Origin of the sequence: Salmonella sp. SAL04196, assembly GCF_046550835.1 — a bacterium.
In the GTDB taxonomy this organism is placed as follows: Bacteria; Pseudomonadota; Gammaproteobacteria; order Enterobacterales; family Enterobacteriaceae; genus Salmonella; species Salmonella enterica.
Genome location: NZ_JBGDXE010000003.1, coordinates 193,306 through 217,567 on the forward strand (window position 1 = coordinate 193,306; position 24,262 = coordinate 217,567).

Annotated in this window: 22 protein-coding genes; 15 read left to right on the top strand and 7 right to left on the bottom strand. The window is 55.2% G+C overall.

The window, feature by feature from the left end:
• Positions 1-25: 25 nt before the first annotated feature.
• The gene (locus ACLJPE_RS13740; RefSeq protein WP_039513660.1) at positions 26-889 is read right to left on the bottom strand and encodes a YjjW family glycine radical enzyme activase; all 864 of its coding nucleotides are present in this window, start codon (positions 887-889) and stop codon (positions 26-28) included.
• Complete coding sequence (locus tag ACLJPE_RS13745) at positions 861-2,411, bottom strand: YjjI family glycine radical enzyme (protein ID WP_001111686.1); 1,551 nt, start codon at positions 2,409-2,411, stop codon at positions 861-863. Before ACLJPE_RS13745 ends, ACLJPE_RS13740 begins: the two co-directional genes overlap by 29 nt.
• A gap of 259 nt (positions 2,412-2,670) precedes the next feature.
• Between ACLJPE_RS13745 and deoC the strand changes: the two genes are divergently transcribed.
• From deoC to ACLJPE_RS13770, 5 genes are all read left to right on the top strand, one after another.
• Entirely contained in the window at positions 2,671-3,450 is a 780-nt protein-coding gene (gene deoC, locus ACLJPE_RS13750) for a deoxyribose-phosphate aldolase (RefSeq protein ID WP_001519713.1), read from the top strand.
• Positions 3,451-3,573: 123 nt separating this feature from the next.
• Positions 3,574-4,896, top strand: a complete 1,323-nt coding sequence (gene deoA / locus ACLJPE_RS13755; RefSeq protein ID WP_000477795.1) for a thymidine phosphorylase — start codon at positions 3,574-3,576, stop codon at positions 4,894-4,896.
• A 51-nt stretch (positions 4,897-4,947) separates the two neighbouring features.
• A complete protein-coding gene (gene deoB, locus ACLJPE_RS13760) occupies positions 4,948-6,171 on the top strand; it encodes a phosphopentomutase (protein ID WP_000816454.1) in 1,224 nt (407 codons plus the stop codon).
• A gap of 209 nt (positions 6,172-6,380) precedes the next feature.
• Positions 6,381-7,100 (top strand): purine-nucleoside phosphorylase, encoded by a 720-nt coding sequence (gene deoD / locus ACLJPE_RS13765; RefSeq protein WP_000224864.1) that lies wholly within the window; start codon positions 6,381-6,383, stop codon positions 7,098-7,100.
• Positions 7,101-7,306: 206 nt separating this feature from the next.
• Positions 7,307-7,798 (top strand): REP-associated tyrosine transposase, encoded by a 492-nt coding sequence (locus ACLJPE_RS13770; RefSeq protein ID WP_000073957.1) that lies wholly within the window; start codon positions 7,307-7,309, stop codon positions 7,796-7,798.
• 84 nt (positions 7,799-7,882) lie between these two features.
• Here ACLJPE_RS13770 and lplA read toward each other — a convergent pair whose 3' ends face one another.
• Complete coding sequence (lplA, locus tag ACLJPE_RS13775) at positions 7,883-8,899, bottom strand: lipoate--protein ligase LplA (RefSeq protein ID WP_039513658.1); 1,017 nt, start codon at positions 8,897-8,899, stop codon at positions 7,883-7,885.
• A gap of 33 nt (positions 8,900-8,932) precedes the next feature.
• Entirely contained in the window at positions 8,933-9,577 is a 645-nt protein-coding gene (locus tag ACLJPE_RS13780; RefSeq protein ID WP_000090067.1) for a YtjB family periplasmic protein, read from the bottom strand.
• A gap of 116 nt (positions 9,578-9,693) precedes the next feature.
• Here ACLJPE_RS13780 and serB point away from each other — a divergent pair, with 116 nt between their 5' ends.
• The 3 genes from serB to nadR all read left to right on the top strand — a co-directional run bounded on the left by serB (position 9,694) and on the right by nadR (position 13,511).
• Positions 9,694-10,662, top strand: a complete 969-nt coding sequence (serB, locus tag ACLJPE_RS13785; RefSeq protein WP_001132983.1) for a phosphoserine phosphatase — start codon at positions 9,694-9,696, stop codon at positions 10,660-10,662.
• Between the two features lie 83 nt (positions 10,663-10,745).
• A complete protein-coding gene (radA, locus tag ACLJPE_RS13790; RefSeq protein ID WP_001029710.1) occupies positions 10,746-12,128 on the top strand; it encodes a DNA repair protein RadA in 1,383 nt (460 codons plus the stop codon).
• 150 nt (positions 12,129-12,278) lie between these two features.
• The gene (gene nadR, locus ACLJPE_RS13795; protein WP_000093829.1) at positions 12,279-13,511 is read left to right on the top strand and encodes a multifunctional transcriptional regulator/nicotinamide-nucleotide adenylyltransferase/ribosylnicotinamide kinase NadR; all 1,233 of its coding nucleotides are present in this window, start codon (positions 12,279-12,281) and stop codon (positions 13,509-13,511) included.
• Positions 13,512-13,628: 117 nt separating this feature from the next.
• Here the strand turns inward: nadR and ettA are convergent, their stop codons facing one another.
• Positions 13,629-15,296: an energy-dependent translational throttle protein EttA gene (gene ettA, locus ACLJPE_RS13800; RefSeq protein WP_000046773.1), complete on the bottom strand. Its 1,668-nt coding sequence runs from the start codon at positions 15,294-15,296 to the stop codon at positions 13,629-13,631.
• 175 nt (positions 15,297-15,471) lie between these two features.
• On the opposite strand from ettA, the gene sltY reads away from it, so the two are divergent.
• A complete protein-coding gene (gene sltY / locus ACLJPE_RS13805) occupies positions 15,472-17,442 on the top strand; it encodes a murein transglycosylase (RefSeq protein ID WP_155580949.1) in 1,971 nt (656 codons plus the stop codon).
• A 57-nt stretch (positions 17,443-17,499) separates the two neighbouring features.
• Positions 17,500-17,826, top strand: a complete 327-nt coding sequence (gene trpR, locus ACLJPE_RS13810) for a trp operon repressor (protein WP_000192003.1) — start codon at positions 17,500-17,502, stop codon at positions 17,824-17,826.
• A gap of 101 nt (positions 17,827-17,927) precedes the next feature.
• Here the strand turns inward: trpR and yjjX are convergent, their stop codons facing one another.
• Positions 17,928-18,443 carry an inosine/xanthosine triphosphatase gene (gene yjjX / locus ACLJPE_RS13815; protein ID WP_000554308.1) on the bottom strand — a complete coding sequence of 172 codons (516 nt, stop codon included), beginning with the start codon at positions 18,441-18,443 and terminating at the stop codon, positions 17,928-17,930.
• A 48-nt stretch (positions 18,444-18,491) separates the two neighbouring features.
• Here yjjX and gpmB point away from each other — a divergent pair, with 48 nt between their 5' ends.
• The gene (gpmB, locus tag ACLJPE_RS13820; RefSeq protein ID WP_000942363.1) at positions 18,492-19,139 is read left to right on the top strand and encodes a 2,3-diphosphoglycerate-dependent phosphoglycerate mutase GpmB; all 648 of its coding nucleotides are present in this window, start codon (positions 18,492-18,494) and stop codon (positions 19,137-19,139) included.
• On the opposite strand, the gene robA is transcribed toward gpmB, so the two are convergent.
• Positions 19,136-20,005, bottom strand: a complete 870-nt coding sequence (gene robA, locus ACLJPE_RS13825) for an MDR efflux pump AcrAB transcriptional activator RobA (RefSeq protein ID WP_000371685.1) — start codon at positions 20,003-20,005, stop codon at positions 19,136-19,138. The genes gpmB and robA overlap by 4 nt on opposite strands.
• Positions 20,006-20,216: 211 nt before the next feature.
• On the opposite strand from robA, the gene creA reads away from it, so the two are divergent.
• Genes creA through creD form a run of 4 tightly spaced genes read left to right on the top strand, consistent with a single transcriptional unit; the run spans position 20,217 to position 24,223 of the window.
• Complete coding sequence (gene creA / locus ACLJPE_RS13830; RefSeq protein WP_000875811.1) at positions 20,217-20,690, top strand: protein CreA; 474 nt, start codon at positions 20,217-20,219, stop codon at positions 20,688-20,690.
• A gap of 12 nt (positions 20,691-20,702) precedes the next feature.
• Positions 20,703-21,392 (top strand): two-component system response regulator CreB, encoded by a 690-nt coding sequence (gene creB, locus ACLJPE_RS13835; RefSeq protein ID WP_001187050.1) that lies wholly within the window; start codon positions 20,703-20,705, stop codon positions 21,390-21,392.
• Positions 21,392-22,816: a two-component system sensor histidine kinase CreC gene (creC, locus tag ACLJPE_RS13840; protein ID WP_023214091.1), complete on the top strand. Its 1,425-nt coding sequence runs from the start codon at positions 21,392-21,394 to the stop codon at positions 22,814-22,816. The genes creB and creC overlap by 1 nt, the downstream gene beginning before the upstream one ends.
• 57 nt (positions 22,817-22,873) lie before the next feature.
• Positions 22,874-24,223: a cell envelope integrity protein CreD gene (gene creD / locus ACLJPE_RS13845; protein WP_000920387.1), complete on the top strand. Its 1,350-nt coding sequence runs from the start codon at positions 22,874-22,876 to the stop codon at positions 24,221-24,223.
• Positions 24,224-24,262: the final 39 nt, after the last annotated feature.

The following is a 24,262-nucleotide window of genomic DNA, read 5'->3' on the forward strand; positions in this document are numbered from 1 at the left end:
GCAGCCGCTGTCCGGTAGGTGACGCTTACAAATATAGCGCCGGCAAAATCAGTTTCGCCACCCCACGCGCGCGCAATCCGTCAGCCAGCTGTTCCACCTCTTGCGGCGTCGCGCCTGGCCAGGCTTTCGCTTCGCCATAGACGCCATGCGCATGAAAGGCATTCAAACGCACCGGAACCTCGCCCAGCGAAGTAATAAACGCCGCCAGTGAATCGATATGCGCCGCATAGTCCACCTGACCCGGGATAACCAGCAACCGCAGCTCCGCCAGTTTTCCCCGCGCAGCAAGAAAGCGGATACTGCGCTTAATATGCGTGTTATCACGTCCGGTCAGACGGTGATGACACTCGCTCTTCCAGGCTTTCAGATCGAGCATTACGCCGTCGCAAACCGGCAGTAGTTTTTGCCAGCCGGTCTCGCTTAACTGACCATTACTGTCCACCAGGCAGGTCAGCCGTTGTAACTGCGGATCGGCTTTGATCGCCGTAAATAGCGCCACAATAAACGGTAATTGCGTGGTCGCCTCTCCGCCGCTGACGGTAATACCTTCAATAAACAGCGATGCTTTACGAATATGACGCAGCACATCGTCAACGCTCATGGTCTGCGCCATTGGCGTTGCCCGCTGTGGGCACATTTTCAGGCAGGTATCGCACTGCTCGCAGACGTCCGACCGCCATACCACTTTCCCGCCATCAACGCTGAGGGCGTGATGCGGACACTGCGATACGCATTCCCCGCAGTCGTTACAGCGACCCATCGTCCACGGGTTATGGCAATTCTTGCAGCGCAAATTGCAGCCCTGTAAGAATAATGCCAGGCGGCTGCTTGGCCCATCGACGCAGGAAAACGCAATGATCTTACTGACTAAAGCGCATCTGTTGTTCATGGCTGACTACGCGTGGCTGTCGTTCCAGGATGCGGGTATTACGTGCGGCTTCTTCTCCCAGCCAGGTGGTATTCGTGCGCGAGCCTTCGGCGCGAAATTTCGCCAGATCCGACAGGCGCACCATATAACCGGTGACGCGCACCAGATCGTTGCCGCTGACATTGGCGGTAAATTCCCGCATCCCGGCTTTGAACGCGCCAAGACAAAGCTGGACCAACGCCTGCGGATTACGCTTGATGGTTTCGTCCAGCGTCAGAATGTCGCTGATCCCGGCATGATAAAAGGCATGGTGCGGTGCGACGGTTTGCAAATGGGTGATAGGGTCCGGTTCATCGCCATACGGCAGACGCGCGCCCGGCGTAGTGCCGATATCGGAACTTATGCCAGACTGGGCATGGAGCAGCGCCCGTTGCTTCCAGCCATACTTCACTGGCGTATTTTCGACGAAATCCGCCAGTTGGGCGCTGATACGGTAGCCCAGCTCGTTCGCCGTTTCATTCTTGCCGTAACGGGCGTTCAGGCCCGCGTTTTCGCACAGCAGATTCACGGCTTCCGCCAGCCCGTACATACCGAACATCGGCGCAAAACGTTCGGGATCGATCAAACCTTCCTGTACAAGAAAGCTATTCTCAAAGAAATGTGACTTTTCATAGAGGAATTCACATCGTGAATTAATGATGGCGATCTGCTGTCGGCAGTAGTGAGGTAGCGTACGTGAAAAGAAGTCATCGACAGACGTACTGCGTTCTGCCACGGCTTTTAGGTTGAGACGTACCAGCGTACTGCCGCCGCCGCCAAGCGGTAGCGAGTTATAACAACTGACGATGCCATAATGGCCTTTTGTGAAAATTTTATCATTTACAGGGCCGTTGGAAATGTGTGGCTTACTGCATTCGCAAATGTTTTTGGCGACTTCCAGCAGCAGATCGTCCGGCGTAATTTCCGCATCGTAGATAAACGTCAGGTTAGGCGCCACCTGCTTTAGCTCGGCATCAGCGCGCAAAATCGCTCGTGTGACAGGCGTATCGGCAGGGCCAATATTGGCATGCATAAAGGCGTCTGGCAGCGTTCTGTCGAGATAACGCCAGAAACGTTTTATTCGAATATCGATCGCATCTTGTGTTAGAATTCTAACATACGGTTGCAGCAACGCATCAAGCTGGCCGAGATAAACCGGCATGGACGTCACGGAAGGTACGTGATGATACAGAATGGTGAGTAGGGATAACGCATCATCCAGATCTTTCGCGCCTTCCAGTTCCAGCCACTGTGAACCGTTAGCCAGAAATCGGGCGTAATCGGGCAACACGTAGCGCGGTTTGAAGGGGGCGTGCCCCTCAAACATATCGCAAATGACGCCTTCATCCAACGCCTGGCGGGCATCTTCCGGCAGGGTGGGATAAGGCAGGGCGTTTTCAGCTTCCAGCGCCAGAAAATGGCGTTTTTGTTCAGGCGTGAGCACCGGGCTGGTCACAATTTGCTGGCAACGCTGCTGGAGCGCAGTTTCGCATGAGGCAGGCATCTTCGTTTCCTCTTTATGCCGGGACGATGCGCTATTGTAGAAAATGGCGGCAAACCGACTTTGATCCTGATGCGCTTATCGCTCGAAGAACAGACGGTGACGGCGGGATAATTTGATTCAGATCTCATTACAGTAATGCAAATTTGTACGTAGTTTTCATTAACTGTGATGTATATCGAAGTGTAATCGCGAGTGAATGTTAGAATATTAACAGACTCGCAAGGTGAAATTTTATACGGCAATGCCGTTGGAGAATGTCATGACTGATTTAAAAGCAAGCAGCCTGCGTGCGCTCAAACTGATGGATCTGACCACTCTGAACGATGACGACACCAATGAAAAAGTGATCGCGTTGTGTCATCAGGCAAAAACCCCGGTCGGGAATACGGCGGCGATTTGTATTTACCCGCGTTTTATCCCGATTGCGCGTAAGACTCTGAAAGAACAAGGTACGCCGGACATCCGCATTGCAACGGTGACTAACTTCCCGCATGGCAATGATGACATCGATATTGCGCTGGCGGAAACCCGTGCGGCGATCGCCTACGGCGCTGACGAAGTGGACGTGGTATTCCCGTACCGTGCGTTGATCGCCGGTAACGAGCAGGTGGGTTTTGACCTGGTAAAAGCCTGTAAAGACGCTTGTGCCGCAGCGAACGTATTGCTGAAAGTGATTATCGAAACCGGCGAGCTGAAAGAAGAGGCGCTGATTCGTAAAGCCTCTGAAATCTCCATTAAAGCCGGTGCGGATTTCATCAAAACCTCTACCGGTAAAGTGCCGGTAAACGCTACGCCGGAAAGCGCGCGCATCATGATGGAAGTGATCCGCGACATGGGCGTTTCCAAAACCGTTGGCTTCAAACCGGCGGGCGGCGTACGTACGGCGGAAGACGCGCAGAAATTCCTCGCGATTGCAGACGAACTGTTTGGCGCTGACTGGGCAGATTCTCGTCACTACCGCTTTGGCGCATCCAGCCTGCTGGCAAGCCTGCTGAAAGCGCTGGGTCACGGCGACGGTAAGAGCGCCAGCAGCTACTAAGCTCTGATTTGCCGGATGGCGCTGCGCTTATCCGGCCTACAAATCCAGGCCTGTAGGCCGGATAAGGCGTTAACCGCCATCCGGCGATGTAAGCCTTCTACTCTTTTCCCTCAGGAGGGTACCGTGTTTCTCGCACAAGAAATTATTCGTAAAAAGCGTGATGGTCATGCGTTGAGTGACGAAGAAATTCGTTTCTTTATCAATGGTATTCGTGACAATACTATCTCTGAAGGGCAGATTGCCGCCCTGGCGATGACCATCTTCTTCCACGATATGACCATGCCGGAGCGTGTTTCGCTGACCATGGCGATGCGGGATTCCGGTTCTGTCCTTGACTGGAAAAGCCTGAATCTCAATGGCCCGATTGTCGATAAGCATTCGACCGGCGGCGTAGGGGACGTGACGTCTCTGATGCTGGGGCCAATGGTAGCGGCCTGCGGCGGTTATGTACCGATGATCTCCGGTCGCGGCCTCGGACATACCGGCGGTACGCTCGATAAACTGGAAGCGATCCCGGGCTTCGACATCTTCCCGGACGACAACCGTTTCCGCGAAATTATTCAAGACGTGGGTGTGGCGATTATTGGGCAAACCAGCTCGCTTGCACCGGCGGACAAACGTTTTTACGCCACCCGCGATATTACCGCGACGGTGGACTCTATTCCGCTGATCACTGGTTCCATCCTCGCCAAGAAACTGGCCGAAGGGCTGGATGCGCTGGTAATGGACGTCAAAGTCGGCAGCGGCGCGTTTATGCCAACCTATGAACTTTCTGAAGCCCTTGCTGAAGCGATTGTCGGCGTGGCAAACGGCGCGGGAGTTCGCACTACGGCGTTGTTAACCGATATGAATCAGGTGCTGGCTTCAAGCGCCGGTAACGCGGTGGAAGTGCGTGAAGCCGTGCAGTTCCTGACCGGTGAATACCGCAATCCGCGCTTGTTTGACGTCACTATGGCGCTATGTGTGGAGATGCTGATCTCCGGCCAGCTGGCGAAAGACGACGCCGAAGCGCGTGCCAAACTGCAGGCGGTGCTGGATAACGGTAAAGCGGCAGAAGTCTTTGGTCGTATGGTGGCCGCGCAGAAAGGGCCGAGCGATTTCGTTGAGAACTACGATAAATACCTGCCGACCGCCATGTTGAGCAAAGCGGTATATGCTGATACCGAAGGGTTTATCAGCGCAATGGATACGCGTGCGCTGGGGATGGCGGTCGTCTCGATGGGCGGTGGGCGTCGTCAGGCGTCTGATACCATTGATTACAGCGTTGGCTTTACCGACATGGCCCGTCTGGGCGACAGCATCGACGGGCAGCGCCCGCTGGCGGTGATTCATGCCAAAGACGAAACCAGTTGGCAGGAAGCGGCGAAGGCCGTCAAAGCGGCAATTATCCTTGACGATAAAGCGCCAGCAAGCACACCTTCGGTCTATCGTCGAATTACTGAATAGTTGTATACTGATCTGATCAATTATTTTTGAAGCACTAAGTACGGAGAAGATATGAAACGTGCATTTATTATGGTGCTGGACTCATTCGGCATCGGCGCTACTGAAGACGCGGATCGTTTTGGCGACGTAGGTTCCGACACTCTGGGCCACATCGCAGAAGCTTGCGCCAAAGGCGAAGCTGACAATGGCCGTAAGGGCCCGTTGAATCTGCCTAACCTGACTCGTCTGGGGCTGGTGAAAGCGCATGAAGGCTCTACCGGTAAAATTGCCGCTGGCATGGACGGCAACGCGGACGTTATTGGCGCATACGCATGGGCGCACGAACTGTCCTCCGGCAAAGATACGCCGTCCGGCCACTGGGAAATCGCCGGCGTACCGGTGCTATTCGACTGGGGCTATTTCAGCGATCACGAAAACAGCTTCCCGCAGGAACTGCTGGATAAGCTGGTAAAACGCGCCAACCTGCCGGGCTATCTCGGTAACTGCCACTCTTCCGGCACCGTTATTCTGGACCAGCTCGGCGAAGAGCACATGAAAACCGGCAAGCCGATTTTCTACACCTCCGCTGACTCCGTGTTCCAGATTGCCTGCCACGAAGAGACCTTTGGCCTGGATAAACTCTACGAGCTGTGCGAAATCGCCCGTGAAGAGCTGACCGAAGGCGGCTACAACATTGGCCGCGTGATCGCGCGTCCGTTTATCGGCGACAAGGCCGGTAACTTCCAGCGTACCGGTAACCGTCACGACCTGGCCGTTGAACCGCCAGCGCCGACCGTGCTGCAGAAACTGGTCGATGAAAAACAGGGCCACGTGGTGTCCGTCGGTAAGATTGCCGACATCTACGCCAACTGCGGCATCACTAAGAAAGTGAAAGCGACCGGTCTGGACGCGCTGTTCGACGCGACCCTCAAAGAGATGAAAGAAGCGGGCGATAAGACCATCGTCTTCACTAACTTCGTCGACTTCGACTCTTCCTGGGGCCACCGTCGCGACATCGCGGGCTACGCCGCAGGTCTGGAGCTGTTTGACCGCCGTCTGCCGGAGCTGATGGAGCTGGTGGGTGAAGATGACATTCTGATCCTGACCGCTGACCACGGCTGTGACCCGAGCTGGACCGGTACTGACCATACCCGTGAGCACATTCCGGTGCTGATCTACGGTCCAAAAGTCAAACCGGGCTCTTTAGGTCACCGTGAAACCTTCGCGGATATCGGCCAGACGCTGGCGACCTACTTTGGTACATCGCCAATGGATTACGGTAAAAACATGCTGTGATACCCGTTGTCTTTCGCGCTGTAGATGCGTTGACTTCATTCGCTCACCCCGGTCACATAGTTTATCTATGCTCCCGGGGATTCACGAATTCGTCGCCTTCCTACAACGCGAAATCCTTAGGGTATTTCACTGTTTTTACAGACGTTTTGTAGGCCTGATAAGGCGTAGCCGCCATCAGGCAATAACAACAAATTTAAAGGGAACTGAAGATAGCAACTCCACATATTAATGCAGAAATGGGTGATTTCGCTGACGTCGTATTGATGCCGGGCGACCCGCTGCGCGCGAAGCACATTGCTGAGACTTTCCTCGAAGATGTTCGCGAAGTGAACAACGTTCGCGGCATGTTAGGTTTCACCGGGACTTACAAAGGCCGTAAGATCTCCGTGATGGGTCACGGTATGGGTATCCCGTCCTGCTCCATCTACACCAAAGAGCTGATCACCGATTTCGGCGTGAAGAAAATCATTCGCGTCGGCTCCTGCGGCGCTGTGCGCATGGACGTCAAACTGCGCGACGTGGTGATCGGTATGGGTGCCTGCACCGACTCCAAAGTGAACCGTATCCGTTTTAAAGATCATGACTTCGCGGCTATCGCTGACTTCGACATGGTACGTAACGCAGTTGATGCGGCAAAAGCGCTGGGCGTTGACGCGCGCGTGGGCAACCTGTTCTCTGCAGACCTGTTCTACTCTCCGGACGGCGAAATGTTCGACGTGATGGAAAAATACGGCGTACTGGGCGTAGAGATGGAAGCGGCGGGCATCTACGGCGTTGCGGCTGAGTTTGGCGCGAAAGCGCTGACTATCTGCACCGTGTCCGACCACATCCGTACCCACGAGCAGACCACTGCCGCTGAACGTCAGACGACCTTCAACGACATGATCAAAATCGCACTGGAATCCGTACTGCTGGGCGATAAAGAGTAAGATTGTGCTGTGCCCGGTGGCGCTTCGCTTACCGGGCCTACAACGGCCTGCGGTTGTTACCGGATCGACTTGTAGGCTGGATAAGGCGTAGCCGCCATCCGGCAATCTGCTGTTTATACTGCGGGCCTCATTCCCGAATTACCCTCTCCGCATTGCCTTTTGCTATTAACCCGTTACGTTTGGATTTTGTTTAAGGAATGAACAAAATGTCGAACTATCGTCGTTATTACATTAACGGTGGCACCTGGTTTTTCACGGTTAATCTGAAAAACCGGAAAAGTGATTTACTTGTCCGCCAGATTGCGGAATTACGCTCTGCTATTCGCCGAGTGAAAAATACGAAGCCTTTTCAAATTGATGCTTTTGTCGTGTTGCCTGAGCATCTGCATTGCATCTGGACGCTTCCTGAGAACGATTGTGACTTTTCATCTCGCTGGCGGGAGCTTAAAAAGTTATTTACCAAATCGATAATGCGCCATGACGTGTGGCAGCCACGATTCTGGGAGCACGCGATTCGCGACGAAAAGGATTTTCGCCGACATGCCGATTACCTCTACTTCAACCCCGTGAAGCACGGTTGGGTAAGGCGGGTGCAGGACTGGCCGTTTTCGACCTTTCATCGTGATGTTCGCAATGGCGTTTACCCGGTTTATTGGGCGGGGGAGGTGAGGGATCTTGACGCTGGTGAGTGGCGGTAATGCCGGATGGCGCGTTGCTTATCCGGCCTACAGAAAGCACTCATTTGTAGGCCGGATAAGGCGTAGCTGCCATCCGGCAATTCTTTAACGCACGGCCCCTGCGACCCAACTCGCCAGTTCCCGCAACTCACTCTCCTGTTCCGGAAACGTCGCTATCAGCGCTTCGCACGTTTCCTGTAGTTTATCCGCGCGGTACAAACACCCTTGCAGTCGCCCCGCCAGCGCTTCCAGCGGTGCCGGGTTCAGGCTATCGGTAAACACCTGCGCACGGGTGATATGACCTTTCTCGACGTCAAAATGCAGCTCGACGCCGCCCCAGGTGAAGCGTTCGTCCAGCAGATGGCTGAACGCCGGTGCCTGGCCGAAATTCCACTCCCAACTGCTCTGGCGCGCAAAGGTTTCGGCAAAATTCGGCAGATCCGGCGTTTTATCCGGTGAAATCACTTCCGCGTCGACGCGTTCGCCGTAATGGGCGAAAAAGGCTTCCGTGACCGCCTGGCAGACCTGTTCATGGGTGATACCCGGTAATAGCTCGGTAAGATTAGCCACGCGGGAGCGAACGGAGGTAATCCCTTTCGCCGCAAGTTTCTTTTTATCGGGATTCAGATAGTTTGCCAGACGGCTGAGGTCTGCATTCAGCAGCAGCGTACCGTGATGGAAACCGCGATCTTTGGTTTCGCGATAGGCTGAACCGGAGACTTTGCGATCGCCGTCTGGCGTTTTTACGACCAGATCGTTGCGTCCCGAAGCATCGGCCATGACCCCCAGCGAATTCAGCGCCGCGAGCACAATATGGGTGGAGATGGTTTTATCGTATTCCGGTTTACCGGCCATAAAGGTAAAGCAGGTATTACCGAGGTCATGGAATACCGCGCCGCCGCCGCTGCTACGGCGGGCCAGACGGACGTTATCTTCTTCCATACGCCGCGTATTACACTCTTTCCACGGGTTTTGCGCGCGTCCAATCACCACCGTATCCGCGTTGCGCCACAGGAACAGCACGCGCTGGGTGGCGGGCATCTGGCGGAAAATGCACTCCTCGACCGCCAGGTTAAACCAGGGATCATAAGAGTCAGAAATAAGCAGGCGTAATGTTGTCATGGTGGTTTTCCTTACCTTTATTAAGCCGTCATTTTACTCTTTTTCCTCACGCTCTTCCTCTTCCGGAACAGGCTTGCTGGCCGTTAACAGGAAGGGCGACTGCTGCCAGCGGGTGCGTTTACCTTGTAGCAAGGTGCGCGTCAGCACCACGCCTATCGCCAGCGAGAGTAGCAGCATCAGGCGTAGAATGTTGGTGGTGTTATCGACCTGCTTTGCTTCGGTGGCCAGCGTGTGGGTATCCAGCGTCAGACGCAGGTAGCCCAAGGGGCCGTTTTTGCCCTGGATAGGCTCGACAATTTGTTGGTTAAAATAGCTGCCCGCTTTTTTGCCATCCAGCGCCAGCCTGTCGCGCACATTGACGCTTTCGCCAGCGCGAGTAATAAGATCGCCCTGTTCATCATAGACGCCGGCATCCAGAATACGGCTCTCTTGCGTGAGCTGACGCAGCACGGCATTGATGCGATTTTCATCCGGTGTTTCGCTGCGCATCAGCGGGGCGATGTTGAGCGTCACCTGGCGCGCCAGCGTGCGGGCCAGCTCTTCCAGCTGCGGATTGCGCTGTCGCTGGTGGTTTTGACTAAACCAGGACGCGCCCTGCATAAGCGCGACGAGCAGTGTGAGACAGAACAATACAATGACTGCACGATGCAGCCGAAATTTCAGTTTTGCGCGAGCCATATTCCACCTGCTGAAAATTTGAGGCTTAATGTTGCCAGAAGCGATGGTTACAAGGTAGCCTCATGCGTTATTTTCCGCGGGGCGGTTACCGGCCTGAACGATTTACAGGAGCTTTAATGCCTAACATTACCTGGTGCGATCTGCCTGAAGATGTCTCTTTATGGCCTGGTTTGCCTCTTTCTTTAAGCGGCGACGAGGTGATGCCTCTGGATTACCATGCAGGCCGCAGCGGTTGGCTGCTGTATGGGCGCGGGCTGGATAAGCAGCGTTTAACTCAATATCAGACCAAACTGGGCGCCGCAATGGTGATTGTCGCCGCCTGGTGCGTGGAGGATTATCAGGTCATTCGTCTGGCGGGGTCGCTGACGCCGCGTGCGACGCGGCTGGCGCATGAGGCGCAGCTGGATGTCGCGCCGCTGGGTAAAATTCCGCATCTGCGCACGCCGGGGCTGCTGGTGATGGATATGGATTCCACGGCGATCCAAATTGAGTGTATCGATGAAATCGCGAAGCTGGCCGGTACCGGTGAGAAGGTGGCTGAAGTGACGGAGCGCGCGATGCGCGGCGAGCTTGATTTTACCGCCAGCCTGCGTAGCCGCGTGGCGACGCTGAAAGGCGCGGATGCCGATATTTTGCGCCAGGTGCGCGGGAATCTGCCGCTAATGCCAGGATTAACGCAGTTGGTGCTAAAACTGGAAGCGCTTGGCTGGAAAATCGCTATCGCCTCCGGCGGCTTCACTTTCTTCGCCGACTATCTGCGTGACCAGCTACGTCTGACGGCGGCGGTCGCCAATGAGCTGGAGATCATGGACGGTAAATTTACCGGTCACGTTATCGGCGATATTGTGGATGCTGAGTATAAAGCCAATACCTTGCTTCGTCTGGCGCAAGAGCATGATATCCCGCTGGCGCAGACGGTGGCGATTGGCGACGGCGCTAACGATCTGCCAATGATCAAAGCGGCAGGGTTAGGTATTGCCTTCCATGCCAAGCCAAAAGTAAACGAAAAGACGGAGATTACGATCCGCCACGCTGACCTGATGGGCGTGTTTTGCATTCTCTCCGGCAGCATGAACCAGAAATGATTAACCTGCCCAATGGCAAGGCTACCGTAGGCCGGATAAGCGTCAGCGCCATCCGGCAACAGCGTTAACGAAAGAGGTAAAACGTGGCAAAAGCTCCAAAACGCGCCTTTGTTTGTAATGAATGTGGTGCCGATTACCCGCGCTGGCAGGGGCAATGCAGCGCCTGCCATGCCTGGAACACCATTACCGAGGTGCGCCTTGCCGCATCGCCGACGGTGGCGCGTAACGAACGTCTGAGCGGATACGCCGGCAGTGCGGGCGTATCAAAAGTGCAGAAACTGTCTGACATCAGTCTTGAGGAACTGCCGCGCTTTTCTACCGGTTTTAAAGAGTTTGACCGCGTGCTGGGCGGCGGGGTGGTACCCGGCAGCGCCATTTTGATTGGCGGTAACCCCGGCGCGGGCAAATCAACGTTGCTGCTGCAAACGCTGTGCAAGCTTGCCGAGCAGATGAAAACGCTGTACGTCACCGGCGAAGAGTCGCTACAGCAGGTGGCGATGCGCGCGCATCGGCTTGGCCTGCCGACGGCGAATCTGAATATGCTGTCGGAAACCAGCATCGAACAAATTTGCCTGATTGCCGAAGAAGAACAGCCGAAACTGATGGTGATCGACTCCATACAGGTGATGCATATGGCGGACATCCAGTCGTCGCCGGGCAGTGTCGCTCAGGTCCGCGAAACGGCAGCCTACCTGACGCGCTTCGCCAAAACGCGCGGCGTGGCGATCGTGATGGTCGGCCACGTCACCAAAGACGGGTCGCTGGCGGGGCCGAAAGTGCTGGAACACTGTATCGATTGCTCAGTATTGCTCGACGGCGACGCCGATTCTCGTTTCCGCACGCTGCGCAGCCACAAAAACCGCTTTGGCGCAGTCAATGAGCTGGGCGTCTTCGCCATGACCGAACAGGGGTTGCGCGAAGTGAGCAATCCGTCCGCCATCTTTTTAAGCCGTGGCGATGAGGTCACTTCCGGCAGTTCAGTGATGGTCGTCTGGGAAGGTACGCGACCGTTGCTGGTGGAGATTCAGGCGCTGGTCGATCACTCGATGATGGCGAACCCCAGGCGCGTGGCGGTCGGTCTGGAACAAAACCGTCTGGCAATCCTGCTGGCGGTGCTGCACCGACACGGCGGTCTGCAAATGTCGGATCAGGACGTCTTCGTCAACGTGGTCGGCGGCGTGAAAGTCACCGAAACCAGCGCGGATCTGGCTTTACTGCTGGCGATGGTCTCCAGCCTGCGTGACAGGCCGTTGCCGCAGGATCTGGTGGTGTTTGGCGAAGTGGGGCTGGCAGGCGAGATTCGTCCGGTGCCGAGCGGGCAGGAGCGTATTTCCGAGGCGGCGAAACACGGTTTTCGTCGGGCGATTGTGCCTGCCGCCAACGTACCGAAAAAGCCGCCGGAAGGAATGCAGGTGTTCGGTGTTAAAAAGCTCGCAGATGCGTTAAGCGTGTTTGACGACTTATAATTCGCTGTATGCAGCGATGTTGTATAATTTGCCGGATGGCGATGCAATGCGTCTTATCCGGCCTACGGATTGATACGGATTGATGTTGTAGGCCTGATAAGCGAAGCGCCATCAGGCAGTGTTATGCGATTTTTCCAGCAGGAGGCTCTTGTGTCATCGTTCGACTATCTCAAAACCGCGATTAAGCAGCAAGGTTGCACTCTGCAACAGGTGGCTGACGCCAGCGGTATGACCAAGGGGTATCTGAGTCAGTTACTTAACGCCAAAATCAAAAGCCCCAGCGCGCAAAAACTGGAGGCGCTACACCGTTTTCTCGGGCTGGAGTTTCCCCGCCGACAGAAAAACATTGGCGTGGTGTTCGGTAAATTTTATCCATTGCATACCGGACACATCTACTTGATCCAGCGGGCCTGTAGCCAGGTGGATGAGCTGCACATCATTATGGGATATGACGATACGCGCGACCGCGGGCTGTTTGAGGATAGCGCCATGTCGCAGCAGCCCACCGTGTCGGATCGCCTGCGCTGGTTATTGCAAACCTTCAAATACCAAAAAAATATTCGCATCCACGCCTTTAATGAAGAGGGGATGGAGCCTTATCCGCATGGCTGGGACGTCTGGAGCAACGGCATTAAAGCGTTTATGGCAGAGAAGGGAATACAGCCGAGCTGGATCTACACTTCCGAAGAGGCTGATGCGCCGCAGTATCTTGAGCATTTAGGGATTGAGACGGTGCTGGTCGATCCTGAACGCACGTTTATGAATATCAGCGGGGCGCAAATCCGCGAAAATCCGTTTCGTTACTGGGAATATATTCCTACCGAAGTGAAGCCGTTTTTCGTGCGTACCGTCGCTATACTGGGCGGGGAATCAAGCGGCAAGTCTACGCTGGTCAATAAGCTCGCCAATATTTTTAATACCACCAGCGCCTGGGAATATGGCCGCGACTATGTCTTTTCGCATCTGGGCGGCGATGAGATGGCGTTACAGTATTCCGATTACGATAAAATCGCGCTGGGTCATGCACAATATATTGATTTTGCAGTGAAATATGCGAATAAAGTGGCGTTTATCGATACCGATTTCGTCACCACCCAGGCATTTTGCAAAAAATACGAAGGGCGCGAGCATCCCTTTGTCCAGGCGCTGATCGACGAGTATCGCTTCGACCTGGTGATTTTGCTGGAGAATAATACGCCGTGGGTAGCTGACGGACTGCGAAGTCTGGGCAGTTCAGTGGATCGCAAAGCGTTCCAGAACCTGCTGGTCGAGATGCTGAAAGAGAACAACATTGAGTTCGTTCACGTTAAAGAGGCTGATTACGATGGCCGCTTTTTGCGCTGTGTGGAACTGGTGAAAGAGATGATGGGCGAGCAGGGATAAGAACCAATGCCTGATGCGACGCTTACCGCGTCTTATCAGGCCTACAGTTTCACAACGTACTGGAATCGCTGGGTTTGTAGGCCGGGTAAGCGCAAGCGCCACCCGGCATTCAGACATTTATTTGGCAATACGCTTGTACTTGATACGCTTCGGCTCCAGCGCCTCGGCGCCCAGCGTGCGTTTCTTGTACTCTTCGTATTCGGTAAAGTTACCTTCGAAGAATTCCACCTTACCTTCATCCTGATAATCCAGAATGTGGGTGGCGATACGGTCAAGGAACCAACGGTCGTGCGAGATAACCATCGCGCAGCCAGGGAACTCCAGCAGGGCGTTTTCCAGCGCGCGCAGGGTTTCGATATCCAGGTCGTTCGTCGGTTCGTCGAGCAGCAGGACGTTGCCGCCCACCTGCAGCAGCTTCGCCAGGTGCAAACGACCGCGCTCACCGCCGGACAGTTCGCCAACGCGTTTGCCCTGATCGACGCCTTTGAAGTTGAAGCGGCCTACATAGGCGCGGCTTGGCATTTCAGTGTTGCCGATCTTCATGATATCCAGCCCGCCGGACACTTCTTCCCAGACGGTTTTGCTGTTGTCCATCGCGTCGCGGAACTGATCGACCGAGGCCAGCTTGACGGTTTCACCCAGCGTAATGGTGCCGCTATCAGGCTGCTCCTGACCGGACATCATGCGGAACAGGGTCGATTTACCCGCGCCGTTTGGCCCGATGATCCCGACGATAGCGCCTTTCGGCACCGAGAAGCTCAGGTCATCGATCAGTACGCGGTCGCCGTAGGATTTACGCAGGTTGCTGACTTCAATGACTTTGTCGCCCAGACGCGGTCCTGGTGGAATAAACAGTTCGTTGGTTTCGTTACGTTTCTGATACTCAACGCTGTTCAGTTCTTCAAAGCGAGCCAGACGCGCCTTACCTTTCGACTGACGGCCTTTCGCGCCCTGACGCACCCACTCCAGCTCTTTCTCAATGGATTTACGGCGAGCTGCTTCCTGAGACGCTTCCTGCGCCAGACGCTGATCTTTCTGCTCCAGCCAGGAGGAGTAGTTGCCTTCCCACGGAATACCTTCGCCGCGGTCAAGTTCCAGAATCCAACCGGCGACGTTATCGAGGAAGTAACGGTCGTGGGTAATCGCCACGACCGTGCCTTCGAAGTCGTGCAGGAAACGTTCCAGCCATGCAACAGATTCGGCATCCAGGTGGTTGGTGGGTTCGTCGAGCAGCAGCATATCCGGCTTTTCCAGCAACAGACGGCACAGCGCCACGCGACGGCGCTCGCCGCCGGACAGTTTTTCGACTTTGGCATCCCAGTCCGGCAGACGCAGGGCGTCAGCTGCGCGCTCAAGCTGCACGTTCAGGTTATGACCGTCGTGCGCCTGGATAATCTCTTCAAGCCGGCCTTGCTCTGCGGCCAGCTTGTCGAAGTCGGCATCCGGATCGGCGTACAGCGCGTACACTTCATCCAGACGTTTGAGGGCGTTAACCACTTCCGAAACGGCCTCTTCAATCGACTCGCGTACCGTGTGTTCCGGGTTTAGCTGAGGTTCCTGCGGCAGGTAGCCAATCTTAATGCCGGGCTGCGGGCGCGCTTCGCCCTCGATATCTTTATCGAGACCCGCCATGATGCGCAGCAGGGTAGACTTACCGGCGCCGTTAAGGCCCAGCACGCCGATTTTGGCGCCAGGGAAGAAGCTCAGCGAGATGTTTTTCAGAATATGACGTTTCGGCGGAACCACTTTGCCGACACGATGCATGGTATAAACGAATTGAGCCACGTTGGACTTCGCCTCTATGTTTATCGTGATGGTGAATAGATGTCAAAGGCGAAGTGTAGCCTTTTTCCCTGCCTAAGCCCAGCCAGCAGATCGCACTCGCAATAAAAGTAAAAAAGTGTCCGTAACGTGGCGCAAATGGCTATGACTGGTTAGCATAAATTCATTACGCGGCATGATGCTGCATTGGATAACAATTGAGGAAGTGCTTGTGGATAGAGCCAAACCATTTGTCTGGCGTCTCGTCGCCGCCAGCGTATGCCTGCTGACCTTTTGTCACCTCGCGCGGGCCGACTCACTGGAAGAGCAGCGTAACCGCTATGCGCAGATTAAGCAGGCCTGGGACAACCGCCAGATGGATGTGGTAGAGCAGATGATGCCGGGTTTGAAAGATTATCCGCTCTACCCGTATCTGGAATACCGTAAGATCACCGACGATTTGATGAACCAACCGGCGATTGCCGTCACGCAGTTTGTGCGCGCCAATCCAACGCTTCCGCCTGCGCGTACGCTGCAATCGCGCTTCGTCAATGAGCTGGCGCGTCGTGAAGACTGGCGCGGCTTGCTGGCGTTTAGCCCGGAGAAACCCGGCACCACGGAAGCGCAATGTAACTATTACTACGCGAAATGGAGTACCGGGCAAACGGAAGCGGCCTGGCAGGGCGCGAAAGACCTTTGGCTGACCGGCAAAAGCCAGCCGAATGCCTGCGATAAACTGTTCAGCGTCTGGCGGGCCTCCGGCAAGCAAGACCCGCTGGCGTACCTGGAACGTATTCGGCTGGCGATGAAAGCCGGGAATACGGGGCTGGTTACGGTGCTGGCCGGACAGATGCCGGCGGAATATCAAACGATCGCCTCAGCGATCATTACCCTGGCTAATGACCCTAATAACGTATTGACCTTCGCACGCACCACCGGCGCCACCGATTTTACCCGCCAGATGGCGGAAGTCGCGTTTGCCAGCGTCGCCCGCCAGGACGCGGAAAATGCGCGTCTGATGATCCCCTCGCTGGTACAGGCGCAGAAACTTAATGAGGAACAAACGCAGGCGCTGCGCGATATCGTTGCCTGGCGACTGATGGGCAACGATGTGACCGATGCGCAGGCGAAATGGCGCGATGACGCGATTATGCGCTCGCAATCGACGTCGCTTATCGAGCGGCGCGTGCGTATGGCGCTGGGGATGGGCGATCGTCGCGGTCTCAATACCTGGCTTGCCCGACTGCCGATGGAGGCGAAAGAGAAAGACGAGTGGCGTTACTGGCAGGCGGATTTATTGCTGGAGCGCGGTCGTGACGCCGAAGCGAAAGAGATCCTTCATGCTTTAATGCAGAAGCGCGGTTTTTATCCGATGGTCGCGGCGCAGCGTTTAGGCGAAGAGTACACGCTTAAAATCGATAAAGCGCCCGCCAACGTAAACAGCGCGTTGACGCAGGGGCCGGAGATGGCGCGTGTACGGGAGCTGATGTACTGGAACCTGGATAACACGGCGCGCAGCGAATGGGCGAATCTGGTAAAAAGCCGTAGTAAATCTGAACAGGCGCAGCTGGCGCGCTATGCGTTTAACCAGCACTGGTGGGATCTGAGCGTACAGGCGACGATCGCCGGAAAACTGTGGGATCATCTGGAGGAGCGTTTTCCGCTGGCGTATAACGATCTTTTTACCCGCTATACCCGCGGAAAAGATATCTCACAAAGCTATGCCATGGCGATTGCCCGCCAGGAGAGCGCCTGGAACCCGAAAGTAAAATCGCCGGTAGGGGCCAGCGGCTTAATGCAGATTATGCCGGGAACGGCCACCCATACGGTGAAAATGTTTTCGATTCCGGACTACCGCGGCCCCGGCCAACTGCTGGAGCCGGAGACCAACATCAACATTGGCACCAGCTATTTGCAGTATGTCTATCAGCAGTTTGGTAATAACCGTATTTTCGCCTCGGCGGCGTATAACGCTGGGCCGGGGCGCGTGCGCACCTGGCTTGGCAATAGCGCCGGGCGTATCGATGCCGTAGCGTTTGTCGAAAGCATTCCCTTTTCGGAAACGCGCGGCTACGTGAAAAACGTTCTGGCCTATGACGCTTACTATCGCCACTTTATGGGGCAGAAAGAGGCCTTAATGAGCGACTCTGAGTGGCAGCGGCGGTATTAATGCAGACGGGTTATGTTATCATTTGTACTCGTGTAACAGTACAAACGGCGGTATAACATGACCCAGCATTCCCCTTATTCATCGGCTATCGCCGAACAACGTAATCAGGAGTGGCTTCGTTTTGTGGAGTTACTCCGTCAGGCATATGCAGAGGATCTGCATCTGCCTTTATTACAACTGATGCTTACGCCGGACGAGCGTGAAGCGCTGGGAACGCGCGTGCGCATTATTGAGGAGTTGCTGCGTGGCGAAATGAGCCAGCGCGAGTTGAAAACCGAGCTGGGGGCGGGCATCGCCACCATCACGCGCGGGTCAAACAGCCTGAAATCCGCGCCGGTTGAACTGCGTCATTGGCTTGAGAATGTACTGCTGAAAAACGCCTGATTTGCTCGTAGGCCGGATAAGGCGAAGCGGCCATCCGGCGACATCGCCGCGAAATGCCTGATGGCGCTGTGCTTATCAGGCCTACAACATAGCGCAAATAATTATCGATACACCGCGTTATGAAACGGGCTTAACGCCAGGATCACCGCCTGGTAGTAAACGCTGGAGCGCGTTAATTTTCCGGCGGTAAATACGCCAATGGCGCCCTCTTTGCGACCAATCTCGTCAATACCTGTGTACTGCGACATCACCGGGCCAAGCGCTTCCCCCTGGTGGACTCTGTCGAGAATGACGGCGGGCAGCGGCAGCGTGGCCGATCGCGCTTCACCGCGCTGAACGCCGTTATCAATCACCACCCAACTGAAGGTGGCGTCATCGTCAATTCCGGCTTCAATGGCTACCCAGAAATCAGCTTGTGGATGCAGGCGTCGCGCATTATCCACGCGATTTCGTGCGCCAGCACGCGTTTCCTCGCTTCCGAAGGGCTGCTCCGGTACGCCGCTCTCGACGGCGACGGGCGTAATATGGCACGATCCTTCGCCGAAAATCTCTTCAAATGCCTGTAGAATTGCCTGAATTTTGGCAGGATTGGTGGTCGCAGAGATAACCTGGTGCATAATTAAGCTCAGTTTTAAAAATTTATCGCAGTATAACGGAAAAAAAACATGTTACAGGTATACCTTGTTCGCCACGGTGAAACGCAGTGGAACGCCGAGCGACGTATTCAGGGCCAATCGGACAGTCCCCTGACAGCAAAAGGCGAGCAGCAGGCCATGCAGGTAGGAGAACGCGCCCGCAGCCTCGGCATCACCCATATCATCAGCAGCGATTTAGGCCGCACAAAACGCACGGCGGAGATTATCGCCCAGGCGTGCGGGTGTGATATCACCTTTGACTCCCGCCTGCGCGAGCTGGATATGGGCGTGCTGGAAAAGCGCCAGATCGATTCGCTGACGGAAGAAGAAGAGGGCTGGCGTCGTCAGTTAGTCAACGGCACGCAGGATGGCCGCATTCCCGGCGGGGAATCGATGCAGGAGTTGAGCGATCGCGTTCATGCCGCGCTGGCGTCCTGTCTGGAGCTACCGCAGGGCAGCCGACCTTTATTGGTCAGTCACGGTATCGCGTTGGGCTGTCTGGTCAGTACTATACTGGGACTACCCGCCTGGGCGGAACGCCGGTTACGTTTGCGCAACTGCTCTATTTCCCGCATCGATTACCAGGAAAGTCAGTGGCTGGCGTCTGGGTGGGTGGTAGAAACCGCAGGGGACGTTTCGCATCTGGACGCCCCTGCATTGGATGAGCTACAGCGTTAACGGCGAATCGGGATCAGAAATTCGCAGCGCAGGTTGATAGGGCGATCGCCGGTTTTGGTATCTTCTGACGGGTAGTATCGCTCTATATCCTGCCCTTTACGACGGGTCAGATTCAGCATTGGCATACAGGTGCCGTAAACGGTCAGGATAAAATCCTGCACGCCGGTTCCTAACCCTTCATAGGTGAACATGACGTATTCACCACCCTGCAACAGCACAGGATGCGCCGACTGAACATAGCCATCGGCCTGCTCTTGCGGCAGTGCGGTGGTATAGAATACTTCCTGCTCATCGTCTTTCTCCATGCTGGGGCGCGTTTCATTAAGCCCATAAAGCACTGGCGGAATAGTTGGCGAATGACCGAGGAAATCATGCCAGAATTGCACGCGCATTTCGTGGCGGAAGTCGGAAATCTGTTCTAGTGAGCAGGAATAGCTCTGCGTGACGCCAAGGAGCGGCGTATCTTCCAGCGTAACGAACTGATGTTCCGGCACGGTAAACTCGCCCAGCCGTAATGGCGGGCGAATGCCAAAGGCGCTCCATTCCGAGGAGCGACGATACAGCGCTGGCGTCTGGGAAAACTGTTTCTTAAAGGCGCGCGTGAAGGTTTGCTGAGAATCGAAGCGGTACTGAAGAGCAATATCCAGAATTGGACGCGCGGTCAAACGCAGCGCCACTGCTGATTTCGATAAACGACGGGCGCGGATGTAAGCGCCAATGGCGTGGCCCGTCACGTCCTTAAACATTCTCTGCAGGTGCCACTTGGAATAGCCTGCTTTTGCCGCCACATTGTCAAGTGACAGCGGCTGATCCAGATGACCTTCCAGCCAGATTAACAGGTCGCGAATTATGCCAGCCTGATCCATAAAATATCCCCATCCTTTCAACAACGAGCACCCGATATAAGGTAAGAGGATAATAGCATTTTTTGTTCTTTTAGCATTCAGTGTTTTTTTTGAGCTTAAATGCTTTTTTTAGGCAACGTGACAGGTAATTATTCTAATCCTGTGATCTATAACCATTTTATTTTAGAATGTCTAATAATTACGCAACGTAACTTTTATGAATGGTAACAATATGAAATACAAGAGCTTAGTACTTTTCTCAATTTTGTTGCTGCTGGGGCAGAGCGCCCGCGCGGAACAAATTGGTTCAGTCGATACGGTATTTAAAATGTTCGGTCCTGACCATAAAATCGTGGTGGAAGCTTTTGACGATCCTGATGTCAAAAACGTGACGTGCTATGTTAGCCGGGCGAAAACGGGCGGCATAAAAGGCGGATTGGGGCTGGCGGAAGATACGTCTGACGCCGCTATCTCTTGCCAGCAGGTCGGGCCTATTGAACTGAGCGACAAAATTAAGAACGGCAAGGCGCAGGGAGAGGTGGTTTTCAAAAAACGCACCTCATTGATATTTAAGTCATTGCAGGTCGTGCGTTTCTATGATGAGAAACGCAACACGCTGGCGTATCTGGCCTACTCCGACAAAGTAGTCGACGGGTCGCCGAAGAACGCCATCAGCGCGGTGCCGGTCATGCCGTGGCGACAATAACAGGGAAAGAGTATGCAGCAACCGCAGGTCTGGTTAGTCGAGGATGAACAGGGAATCGCCGATACGCTCATCTACACCCTGCAACTGGAAGGGTTTACCGTTGAGCTATTCGCTCGCGGGCTGCCCGCGCTGGAAAAAGCGCGTCAGCAACGGCCGGATGCGGTGATTCTCGATGTGGGACTGCCGGATATCAGCGGCTTTGAGCTGTGTCGGCAGTTGCTGGAACGCCATCCTGCGCTGCCGATTCTTTTCCTGACTGCCCGTAGCGATGAAGTGGATCGATTGCTTGGTCTGGAGATCGGCGCAGATGATTATGTCGCCAAGCCGTTCTCGCCGCGCGAAGTGAGCGCCCGCGTGCGCACGCTGCTGCGCCGGGTGAAAAAGTTTGCTGCGCCGTCGCCGGTGGTGCGTACCGGACATTTTGAACTCAATGAACCGGCGGCGCAGATCGCCTGGTTTGGTACGCCGCTCTCGCTGACGCGTTATGAGTTTCTGCTTCTTAAAACCCTGCTGCTGTCGCCGGAGCGCGTGTACTCGCGTCAGCAATTGATGGATATTGTCTGGTCTGATGCCCAGGAGACCTACGATCGGACGGTCGATACACACATCAAAACCCTGCGCGCTAAACTACGCGCGATCAACCCGGATCTCTCGCCAATTAACACGCATCGTGGAATGGGATACAGCCTGAGGAGCGTCTGATGCGCATCGGAATGCGTTTGCTACTGGGCTACTTTCTTATTGTCGCCGTCGCCGCCGTGTTTGTGCTGTCTATCTTCGTTCAGGAGATAAAGCCGGGCGTCCGCCGCGCGACGGAAGGGACGCTGATTGACACCGCGACGCTGCTGGCGGCGCTGGCCCGCGACGATCTCCTTTCCGGCAACCCGACTGACGGCCAGTTGGCGAAAGCATTCGCCCAACTGCAACATCGCCCGTTTCGCGCCAATATCAGCGGGATCGTCAAAGTGCGTAATGAATACCATGTCTACATGACGGATGCGCAGGGGAAGGTATTGTTTGATTCGGAAAACAAAGCGGTGGGGCAGGATTATTCTCGCTGGAATGACGTCTGGCTTACGCTGCGCGGACAGTATGGCGCCCGCAGCACGGCAAAAGATGCTGCCGATCCCAATAGCACGGTGATGTACGTAGCCGCGCCGATAATCAGCGATGGGCGGATTATCGGCGTCCTGTCTGTAGGTAAACCGAATGCGGCAATGGCGCCGGTGATTAAGCGCAGCGAACGGCGCATTCTGTGGGCCAGCGCCGTTTTACTGGGGATTGCGCTGGCGATTGGCGCGGGGATGGTCTGGTGGATTAACCGCTCCATCGCCCGGTTGACGCGCTATGCGGATTCCGTCACCGAAAACCGCCCGCTTGCGTTACCTGCATTAGGCAGCAGCGAGCTGCGTAAACTGGCGCAGGCGCTGGAGAGTATGCGCATTAAGCTGGAAGGCAAGAATGACATTGAGCAGTACGTGTATGCGTTGACTCATGAGCTGAAAAGTCCACTGGCGGCGATACGCGGCGCGGCGGAGATTCTGCGTGAAGGACCGCCCGCGGAAGTGGTTACCCGCTTTACAGAGAATATACTGGCGCAAAATATGCGAATGCAGGCGCTGGTAGAGACCCTGCTGCGCCAGGCGCGGCTGGAAAACCGACAGGATATCCCTCTCGCGCCGGTTGCTGTTGATGAGCTATTTACGCAGCTTAGCGAGGCGCGCAGTATTCAGTTGGCGGCAAAAAAGATCACGCTTACTCTACGGCCTTCCTCGCTGGTTGTCGTCGCCGACGCGGAGCTTCTGGCGCAGGCGCTGGGCAATGTATTGGACAATGCCATCGACTTTACGCCTGAAAATGGCGTTATCACATTAAGCGCTCAGCCGATGGGGGAGAAAGCGATCCTGCAGGTGACGGATTCCGGCTGTGGTATTCCTGATTTTGCGCTGCCGCGCATTTTCGACCGATTCTATTCGTTGCCCCGTGAAAACGGGCGTAAAAGCAGCGGGCTTGGGCTGGCGTTTGTCAGCGAGGCGGCGCGACTCCTCAACGGTGAGGTGACGTTGTGCAATCGTCCCGAAGGCGGCGTGCTGGCCTCGTTGACACTTCACCGTCACTTCACATAACTTCAAATTCTCCCCACATCGCGTTCTTACACTGCTGGCATTGCAAAGGAGAACGCTATGTTGAAATCCCCCCTGTTGTGGAAAATGATTACGTTAGGCGGCGCCATGATCCTGCTGTTAATTCCCCTGATGATGGTACGGCACACCATCGTGGAACGTGCTGATTATCGAAGCCATGTAGAAGCCGCTATTCGTCAGAGTACCAGCGGCCCGCAAAAGGTTGTCGGCCCGCTGGTGGCGGTTCCGGTGACAGAGCTCTATACCGTGCTGGAAGAGGAGAAAGAGGTCCAGTATAAGCGCAGCTATCTCTATTTTTGGCTGCCAGAGTCGCTATTGGTTGAAGGCAATCAAAACGTTGAAGCGCGAAAAATAGGTATTTATCAGGGGCAGGTGTGGCATACCGATATGGCGATAAAGGCAGAGTTTGATGTGGCCCGTCTGCATGAGCTGAACAGACCGAACATTACCCTTGGAAAGCCCTTTATCGTCGTAGGCGTCGGCGATGCGCGCGGTATCAGCGCAGTAAAAGCGCCGCAGGTGAATGGTGAAACGCTCACTGTAGAACCGGGGACCGGCTTACCGGAAAGTAGAGAGGGCATTCATATCCCGCTGCCGGACAGTCAGTGGGCGACGCGCAACCTGACGTTGGCGATGTCGCTAAATTTAAGCGGAACCGGCAGCTTTTCACTGGTTCCCGTCGGGCGTAGCAGTGAAATGACCCTGACCAGCAACTGGCCGCACCCAAATTTTGTGGGGGATTTTCTTCCCGGTAAACGCGAAATCAGCGGTTCAGGATTTCAGGCCCAGTGGCAAACCAGCCGGTTTGCCACGAATCTCGGCGAACGGTTTGCTGATGTGCAAAAGGTGGATTGGGACAACTTACCGGCGTTTAGCGTCGCTGTATCGACGCCAGCCGATCAGTATCAACTGACGGACAGAGCGACGAAATATGCCATTTTGTTGATTGCGCTAACGTTTATGGCTTTCTTTGTCTTCGAAACCCTGACGGGACAGCGGTTACACCCGATGCAGTATCTGCTGGTGGGGTTATCGCTGGTGATGTTCTACCTGCTGTTGCTGGCACTGTCGGAACATATCGGTTTCACGCCAGCCTGGATCGCCGCAAGCCTGGTGGGCGCGTTGATGAATAGCGTTTATTTGCAGGCGGTGCTGAAAGGATGGCGCAATAGCGTGCTGTTTACGTTAGCGTTATTGGCGCTGGATGGCGTGATGTGGGGATTGCTGCGTTCGGAAGATAGCTCGTTGCTTCTGGGTACCGGCGTTCTGCTACTGGCGCTTGGCGGCGTGATGTTCCTGACGCGCCATCTGGACTGGTATTCGCTCTCTTGTCAGCAACGTAAGTCATTACCGCCAGTAAAAGATGACGAATTACGTTTGTGGAAATAAATCTAACGGGCGCGCGCGTTAACGTTTTCCCGCGCAGCG

Bases quoted from the DNA above. Each gene is read 5' to 3' on its own strand.
- ACLJPE_RS13740 (WP_039513660.1), bottom strand. From the start codon at position 889: ATGAACAACAGATGCGCTTTAGTCAGTAAGATCATTGCGTTTTCCTGC.
- ACLJPE_RS13745 (WP_001111686.1), bottom strand. From the start codon at position 2,411: ATGCCTGCCTCATGCGAAACTGCGCTCCAGCAGCGTTGCCAGCAAATT.
- deoC (WP_001519713.1), top strand. From the start codon at position 2,671: ATGACTGATTTAAAAGCAAGCAGCCTGCGTGCGCTCAAACTGATGGAT.
- deoB (WP_000816454.1), top strand. From the start codon at position 4,948: ATGAAACGTGCATTTATTATGGTGCTGGACTCATTCGGCATCGGCGCT.
- ACLJPE_RS13770 (WP_000073957.1), top strand. From the start codon at position 7,307: ATGTCGAACTATCGTCGTTATTACATTAACGGTGGCACCTGGTTTTTC.
- lplA (WP_039513658.1), bottom strand. From the start codon at position 8,899: ATGACAACATTACGCCTGCTTATTTCTGACTCTTATGATCCCTGGTTT.
- ACLJPE_RS13780 (WP_000090067.1), bottom strand. From the start codon at position 9,577: ATGGCTCGCGCAAAACTGAAATTTCGGCTGCATCGTGCAGTCATTGTA.
- serB (WP_001132983.1), top strand. From the start codon at position 9,694: ATGCCTAACATTACCTGGTGCGATCTGCCTGAAGATGTCTCTTTATGG.
- sltY (WP_155580949.1), top strand. From the start codon at position 15,472: ATGCTGCATTGGATAACAATTGAGGAAGTGCTTGTGGATAGAGCCAAA.
- trpR (WP_000192003.1), top strand. From the start codon at position 17,500: ATGACCCAGCATTCCCCTTATTCATCGGCTATCGCCGAACAACGTAAT.
- yjjX (WP_000554308.1), bottom strand. From the start codon at position 18,443: ATGCACCAGGTTATCTCTGCGACCACCAATCCTGCCAAAATTCAGGCA.
- gpmB (WP_000942363.1), top strand. From the start codon at position 18,492: ATGTTACAGGTATACCTTGTTCGCCACGGTGAAACGCAGTGGAACGCC.
- robA (WP_000371685.1), bottom strand. From the start codon at position 20,005: ATGGATCAGGCTGGCATAATTCGCGACCTGTTAATCTGGCTGGAAGGT.
- creA (WP_000875811.1), top strand. From the start codon at position 20,217: ATGAAATACAAGAGCTTAGTACTTTTCTCAATTTTGTTGCTGCTGGGG.
- creB (WP_001187050.1), top strand. From the start codon at position 20,703: ATGCAGCAACCGCAGGTCTGGTTAGTCGAGGATGAACAGGGAATCGCC.
- creC (WP_023214091.1), top strand. From the start codon at position 21,392: ATGCGCATCGGAATGCGTTTGCTACTGGGCTACTTTCTTATTGTCGCC.
- creD (WP_000920387.1), top strand. From the start codon at position 22,874: ATGTTGAAATCCCCCCTGTTGTGGAAAATGATTACGTTAGGCGGCGCC.